We start from the raw sequence: 7,281 nt of genomic DNA on the forward strand, positions 1-7,281 counted from the left end.
CAATCAGACGATCCGGGTCTGCGGGCGAAGGGGTTGTCGCCCTCCTTGTGTGGGGTATGCCAGGGCGCGACAACGGCGACCCGCCGGGCGGACCTGGATTTCCAGGTCCGCCCGGCGGTTCGAGGTGCTGCCGCGGTGCGCGTGTCCGCCCGCGTTGTTACGAGCCGTTACGCGCGCCGCCGTCGTACGCGGTGCCGCTACGCGCGGCCGGAGGTCTTCTGCGTACGGCGCGAGACCGAGTCGATGACCACGGCGGCGAGCAGAACGGCGCCGGTGATCATGTACTGGATCGAGGTGTTCATGTTGAGCAGGTCGAGTCCGGTCTGGATGGACTGGATGACCAGCATGCCGAGCAGCGCCGACCAGACGTTGCCGCGACCGCCGAAGAGGCTGGTGCCGCCGATGACCGCGGCGGCGATCGCCAGCATCAGCAGGTTGCCGGTACCGGCGGCGAGCGTCGCGGTGTAGGTCTGGGCGGCCAGGAAGAGACCGCCGATGGCGGCGAAGCCGCCGGAGATCGCGAAGACCGCGATCCGGATCAGCGCCACGTTGATACCGGCGCGGCGGGCGGCCTCGATGCTGCCGCCGACCGCGAAGACCTTGCGGCCGAAGGGCGTGCGGCGCAGGACGAAGTCGCAGATCACCAGGGCGACCAGGAAGATCACCAGGGCGTTCGGCACACCGGCGGACTTGTTGAGCACGTACGCGGCCACGTAAGCCACGACGGCCAGGGCGACGGTGCGCAGCGCGATCTCGCTGGTGGGGCGGAACGGGACGCCCGCCTTGCGGCGGCGGGTCTGCTCGATCAGCGAACCGGCGAGCAGCGCGACGACACCGACGGTCGCCAGGATGTAGGCGCCAGCGATGTCCTGGTCCATGAAGAAGGAGCGCTGGCCCAGGATGTGCATCGGGCCCTTGTCCTGGATGGACAGCGAGCCGGTGGAGCCGAGCAGCCACAGCATCAGGCCGTTCCAGCCGAGGTTGCCCGCGAGGGTGACCACGAAGGCGGGGACGCCGATCTTGGCGAAGAAGAAGCCGTGGATCGCGCCGATGCCGATGCCGGTGAGGACCGTGAGGATCATCGCCAGCCACATGTTCATGCCGTGCGTGGTGGAGAAGATCGCGAAGATCGCGGCCGACAGACCGCTGACCGAGGCGACCGACAGGTCGATCTCACCGAGCAGCAGCACGAAGACCAGGCCGACCGCGATCATGCCGGTGGCGGCCAGGAAGTAGCTGATGTTGACCATGTTGGTCGAGCTGAGGAACAGGCTGTCCTTCAGCTGGAACACGGTCCAGATGATGATCAGGCCGACGATGACGGGCAGCGAGCCCAGTTCACCGCCCTTGAGCTTGCGCTTGAACTCGGTGATGTAGCCCTTGAAGCCCTCTTGGCGGACCAGCAGCCGGGGGTCGATGACCTCGACCGCGGCCGGGGCCATTTCGTCGACCGGAGCGGCCGGCGGCTCCTCGTCGGCCTTCGACAGGGTGGTCTTGTCGCTCACTTCGCCGCCTCCACATTGCGCGACTGACGGCGGGTCACGGCGTTGTCCGTGGCTCCGGTGATGGCCGCGATGATCTGCTCGTTCGTGGTGCCCTTGACCGGGAAGGACCCGTTGTTCCTGCCCAGGCGCAGCACGTGGACGGTGTCCGCGACCGCCGTCACGTCAGCCATGTTGTGGCTGATCAGAATCACGCCGAGGCCGCGCTCGCGCAGCCGCTCGACCAGGTCGAGGACCTGGGCGGTCTGCTCGACGCCGAGGGCGGCGGTGGGCTCGTCGAGGATGACGACCTTCGGCTCGCCGATCAGGGCGCGGGCGATGGCCACGACCTGCCGCTGACCGCCGGAGAGGCTGGCGATCGGGATCCGCACGCTGGGGATCCGGATGGACAGCGTGTTGAGCAGCTCGCGCGCACGCCTTTCCATCGTGACCTCGTCGAGCACTCCGACCCGGAGGATCTCCCGTCCGAGATAGAGGTTGCCGACCACGTCGAGGTTGTCGCAGAGCGCGAGATCCTGGTACGTGGTGGCGATGCCGAGGCTCTGGGCGTCCTGCGGCCGGTTGATGCTGACCGCCTTGCCCTCCCATTCGATGACGCCTTCGTCGATGGGGTGCACACCGGCGATCGTCTTGACCAGTGTGGACTTACCGGCTCCGTTGTCGCCCACCAGGGCGACAACCTCTCCGGCGTGGACCTCCAACTCGACATCGGTGAGGGCCTGAACCGCACCGAATCGCTTGGAGACTCCGCGCAACGCCAGCACGGGCGTAGCGGACACGTGAACCATCTCCTTCGCCGCCTGACCGGCGGGGATGCCGCGTACTGGGGGGACAGCCGCGGGGGACGTGCAATAAAGCACTGGGATGACATCAGTCAACGGGGAACGGGCTCATACCCCTTCCCCGAACGCTCTACCCCGGAAGCGTTTCCGTCCGGTGCCCCGCCCCGGCAGCGGGGTGGAATGGTGGGGGCGGGGCACCGGACAGGTCTTTCGGGGGCGGGCCGAGGCCCTGGGTACTACTGGATGCCCGCGTCCTTGCACGCCTGGGCGAACTCAGCGGTGCAGATCTGGGCCACGGTGTACAGCTTGTCCTTGATGACCGTGTCCTTGATGTTCTCCTTGGTCACCGCGACGGCGCCGATGAGGTGGGCGGGGACCGTCTGGCCCGAGCCGCTCTTGGCGGTGGTGTCGGCGACGTCCTTGAAGTCCTTGCCCTCGAGCAGCGCGACCGCGATCTGGGCGGTGGCGTCGGCCTCCGGCTGGTACGCCTTGTAGATCGTCGCGGCCTGGGTGCCCGCGAGGATCCGCTGGATGCCGGGCAGTTCGGCGTCCTGGCCGGTCAGCGGCGGGTTGATGCCGGCGCCCTTGAGGGCGGTGGCGATACCGCCGGCCATGCCGTCGTTGGCCGAGTAGACGCCCTTGATGTTGGCCTTGCCGAGCTGGGTGATCGCCGCGGTGACCTTCTGGTTGGCGACGGTGTCCTTCCACAGACCCGACTGCTCGTAGGCGATGTTCACCTTGCCGTCGAGGATCTTGTGGGCGCCGGCCTTGAAGGAGGCGGCGTTCGGGTCGGCCGGGTCGCCGTCGATCATGACGATCTTCGAGGTCGGCTTGGCGTCGGCGCCCATGGCGTTGAGCAGCGCCTGGCCCTGGAGCTCGCCGATCTTCTCGTTGTCGTAGGAGACGTAGGCCGAGACCGGGCCCTGCGCGAGGCGGTCGTACGCGACGACCTTGATGCCCTTGTCGACCGCGGCCTGGACCGAGGACTGGATGCCGACCGAGTCCTGCGCGTCCAGGATGAGAACCTTGACGCCCTTGGCGATCATGCTGCTGACCTGCTGCGCCTGCTTGGCGGGGTCACCGGCGGCGTTGGCGTAGTCGACCTTGCAGTCGGAGCACAGCTCCTTGACCTTCGCCTCGATCAGGGGCCGGTCGAACTTCTCGTACCGGGTGGTCGCGTTCTCCGGGAGCAGCAGGCCGATGGTCTTGTCCTTGCTGCTGTCGGACGACTTGTCGCCCGCCTTGCCACAAGCGGCCATCGTGAGCGCGATCGAAACAGCGACCGTCCCGACGGCGATTCGACGCGTCATTGCGTTCATGTGAGGTTGCCTCCCTGACAGGGCCGCAACACCGCGGCCGAGGTGCTCGTGAGTCAACTCCGGCTGACGCCATGCCGTCAAGAAGTAAACACTTAACGAGATGGCAACGACCCGTTTCGTTAGCTGTGTGAACGCTCAGTTATGCCGAAAAGGCGGGTGTATCAACCGGAGTATTACCATCCAACAGTGTAGAATCACCCATCTCACTCAGCACCAGGGCAAGTGCCCCCAAAACCTCCGCACGGGCACCCAGCGACCCGGGCACCACGGACAGCCGTTGGGCGGCACTGGGGATCGCGTACCGCGACACGGACTCCCTTATCGGGCCGAGCACCAGCTCCCCCGCCTCGGCCAAGTCCCCGCCCAGCACGACCCTGCTGGGGTTCAAGAGGTTGCACAGACTGGCCACGCCCATGCCTATGTGGCGGCCCACGTCCCCGATCACGCGACGGCAGCCGGGGTCGCCCTCGCGTGCGAGCTGCACCATCTTCGGGACCGTTAGGCCATCTCCGTGGCTGCCGCGCAGGAGTTCGAGCACATAGCGCGCGGCGGTGAAGGTCTCCAGGCAGCCGCGGTTGCCGCACCGGCACACCGGACCCGACTCGTCGAGGGTGATGTGGCCGATTTCACCCGCCGTGCCCCCCGGTCCGCGGTAGATCCTGCCGTCGATCACCAGGCCCGCGCCGACGCCGCTGGCGACCTTGATGTACGCCAGGTCCTTCACGCCCCGGCCGCCGCCCCAGACCAACTCGCCCAGTGCGCCCAGATTCGCGTCGTTGTCCACCTGGACCGGCACACCGAGCCGGTCGGTCAGCTCCTGGCGGGGGTTGATACCGCTCCAGCCGGGCAGGATCGCGGTCGAGCCGAGCGTCCCGGACTCCACGTCGATCGGCCCCGGCACGCCCAGACCCACCCCGAGCACCTTGTCGGGGTTGATCCCGGTGGACTCCACCAGCCGCGCGACGAGTTGCTCGGCGCGGTCGAAGCCCTGGGAGGCGGAGGCGTCCACGTCGATCGGCTCGGACTGCTCGGCCAGCACCTGATGGGCCAGATTGCCGACCGCGACCCGGAGATGCGAATGGCCGAAATCGACTCCTACGACGATGCCGGCGTCACCGGACAGCGCCACGCTGCGGGCCCGCCGACCACCCGAGGAGGTCGACGTCACCTGCACCGTGCCGTTGTCCCGCAGTTCGCGGACGATGTTGGAGACCGTCGCGGCCGACAGGCCGGTGCTGCGCGCGATCTCCGCCTGGGTGAGTGACCCGGCCAGCCGTACGGCACGCACGACGCGTTCCAGGTTGGCCCGGTGCAGCGACGACTGCGATCCCGGAGTCTCGACCACGACATCCACTCCTGCCCGGCAGCCGGAGCGTCCCGGCTGCCCGCACGGACGGGGACCCGGACCGATGTCGTACCTGCCACATCGGTGAGACCCCGTCGTCTACAACATGTGAACTCTAAGTTGAGTGTTTGGGGTGATGTCCCGTCAAGGGGGAGAGCCACACCGTTATGCGAATCGGTCGCCAACGCCGAGGAGCGGCTCCGCGCCCTCGCGGAGCCGCTCCTCGCGGCGTACGGCCTGCTCAACGGCGCTCGGGGGCGCCGCCGTGGGCTACTTCAGGGTGCCCGCGGTGAGTCCGGCCTGGACCTGGCGCTGGAAGGACAGGTACACCACCAGCACCGGCAGCATCGCGATCACCATGCCGGCGAACAGCGCCGGGTAGTCGCCCGAGTACCCCTGCGACAGCGCGAGGTTCACCAGGCCCTGGGCCAGCATGGAGTGGTCCTTGTCGGTGCTGGTCTGCGGCTGCATCAGCGTGACCGGCAGGATGTACTGATTCCACTGCCCGAGCACGTTGAAGATGCCGACGCTCAGCAGACCGGGCTTGGCCATCGGCACCATCACCTGGAAGAACGTCCGGGTGTGCGAGGCGCCGTCGAGCACCGCCGCCTCATGGATGGCCGTTGGTAGCGTCTTGAAGAACGAGTGCATGAAGAAGGTCGTGAACGGCAGCGAGTAGGCGACGTACACCAGGATCAGACCCTGGTACGTGTTCAGCATGCCGAGGTTCTTCACCATGAAGAACAGCGGGACCAGCGCGAGGAAGTACGGGAACATCGCGCCGCCGACGAACAGGAAGTAGATGAACCTGTTGCCGGGGAACTCGTACCGGGCCAGCACGTAGGCGACCATCGAGCCGAAGAGCATGGTCAGCGGCACCGAGAACACCATCACGATCACGGTGTTCAGGAAGAAGTCGCCGATGCCCTTGTCCCAGGCGCGGCTGAACGCGCCGAAGGTGAAGTGCGAGGGCCAGGACCACGCGCTGGAGCCGATCTCGCTGTTGTTCTTGAACGAGCTGAGGATGATCCATGCCAGTGGCAGGATGATCATGATCGCCCAGACCGCAAGGAAGCCGTGCGAGAAGACGTTGAGCACCCGGCCGCCGGCTCCGTCGTAGCCGGCCTCCTCCGCTCCCTTGCCCTTGCGCTTCTTGCCGGGCCCGCCCTGAGCGGGTACCTGGCCCAGCAGTCCGCCGGACTGCGCCTCGGTGATGGGTGAGGTCATGGTGCTTCCCCGCTCAGAACTCGATGCGGTCACGGCGGGAGACCCGCAGCGTGACAGCGGAAACGATCAAGGTCACCAGCATGATGATCACGCCCTGTGCGCAGGCGTAACCGCTCTTGCCGAAGGACAGGAAGTTGCGCATCAGGTAGGTCGCCATGACCTCGCTGTGGTGGTCGGGACCACCGCCGTAGCCGGTTCCGGGGGTCAGTCCGGAGACCAGGGCGAAGAAGTCCATCGCGAAGATCGAGATGTACACCCACGAGGTCTGCACGCTGTCCCACAGCAGCGGGAGGGTGACCTTGAAGAAGGTCTGCGAGCGGCCCGCGCCGTCGAGCAGCGCGGCCTCGTAGATGTCCTTGGGGATGGACTGCATCGCCGCGGAGAACAGCACGAGGTAGAAGCCGACGCCTGCCCAGACCTGGATCGCCAGCAGGCACCAGAGCACGAGGTTGGGGTCGTTCAGCCACTCGATGGGGTTGTTGGCGTCCTCCAGGTGCAGCTTCACCAGGACGCCGTTGAGCAGACCGGCCGAGTCACTGCGGTAGACCGCGCCGAACAGCACGATCAGGATCGCGACCGACAGGACCTGCGGGAAGAAGTAGACGACCTTGTAGATCCCGGCGCCGCGGACGCCCTGGACACCGCCCGCCGTGCTGCGACCGCCCACGTTCACCATGAAGGCGAAGAACAGCGCCAGCAGGATGGTGATCACCGGCAGGAAGATCAGCAGCAGGATGTTGTGCCACAACGCGGTTCTGAAGACGGAGTCGTGGAACAGGGTCGTGTAGTTGTCCAGGCCCACGAAGTTGAAGGTCTGGGACTCGCCCTTCCAGTCCGTGAGCGAGTAGCCGATCGTCTGAAGATACGGCCAGATCACGAACGTCACATACAGGACGATCGGGACGATGAGGAAGCCCACAATGAAGGGGTATTTGCGATGCTGCATGGATCCTGCTCCTGATCGAGGGGCTATGCCGGTGGGGGGGGGGGGGGGGGGGGGGGCCCCCCCCCCCCCCCCCCCCCACGCCCCCCCCCCCCCTTTTCTTTTTCTCCGCGCCCCCTTGCCCCCCCCCCCCCCCGGCGGGGGGGGGGGTGCTGGCCCCCCC

General features: G+C 67.1%; 6 protein-coding genes. All 6 read right to left on the reverse strand.

Annotated elements, in window-relative coordinates:
• Positions 1-197: 197 nt before the first annotated feature.
• Complete coding sequence (locus ACZ37P_RS13405; RefSeq protein ID WP_355338636.1) at positions 198-1,505, reverse strand: sugar ABC transporter permease; 1,308 nt, start codon at positions 1,503-1,505, stop codon at positions 198-200.
• Positions 1,502-2,290 carry an ATP-binding cassette domain-containing protein gene (locus tag ACZ37P_RS13410; protein WP_188282659.1) on the reverse strand — a complete coding sequence of 263 codons (789 nt, stop codon included), beginning with the start codon at positions 2,288-2,290 and terminating at the stop codon, positions 1,502-1,504. Before ACZ37P_RS13410 ends, ACZ37P_RS13405 begins: the two co-directional genes overlap by 4 nt.
• Positions 2,291-2,520: 230 nt before the next feature.
• Positions 2,521-3,603 (reverse strand): sugar ABC transporter substrate-binding protein, encoded by a 1,083-nt coding sequence (locus ACZ37P_RS13415; RefSeq protein ID WP_355338632.1) that lies wholly within the window; start codon positions 3,601-3,603, stop codon positions 2,521-2,523.
• Between the two features lie 139 nt (positions 3,604-3,742).
• Complete coding sequence (locus ACZ37P_RS13420; protein ID WP_355338629.1) at positions 3,743-4,957, reverse strand: ROK family transcriptional regulator; 1,215 nt, start codon at positions 4,955-4,957, stop codon at positions 3,743-3,745.
• A gap of 261 nt (positions 4,958-5,218) precedes the next feature.
• On the reverse strand, positions 5,219-6,175 hold the full coding sequence (locus ACZ37P_RS13425) for a carbohydrate ABC transporter permease (protein WP_355338626.1): 957 nt from the start codon (positions 6,173-6,175) through the stop codon (positions 5,219-5,221).
• A gap of 13 nt (positions 6,176-6,188) precedes the next feature.
• Positions 6,189-7,121 carry a carbohydrate ABC transporter permease gene (locus ACZ37P_RS13430; RefSeq protein WP_355338623.1) on the reverse strand — a complete coding sequence of 311 codons (933 nt, stop codon included), beginning with the start codon at positions 7,119-7,121 and terminating at the stop codon, positions 6,189-6,191.
• Between the last annotated feature and the right edge of the window lie 160 nt (positions 7,122-7,281).

It is taken from the genome of Streptomyces sp. NPDC024632 (genome assembly GCF_055559175.1).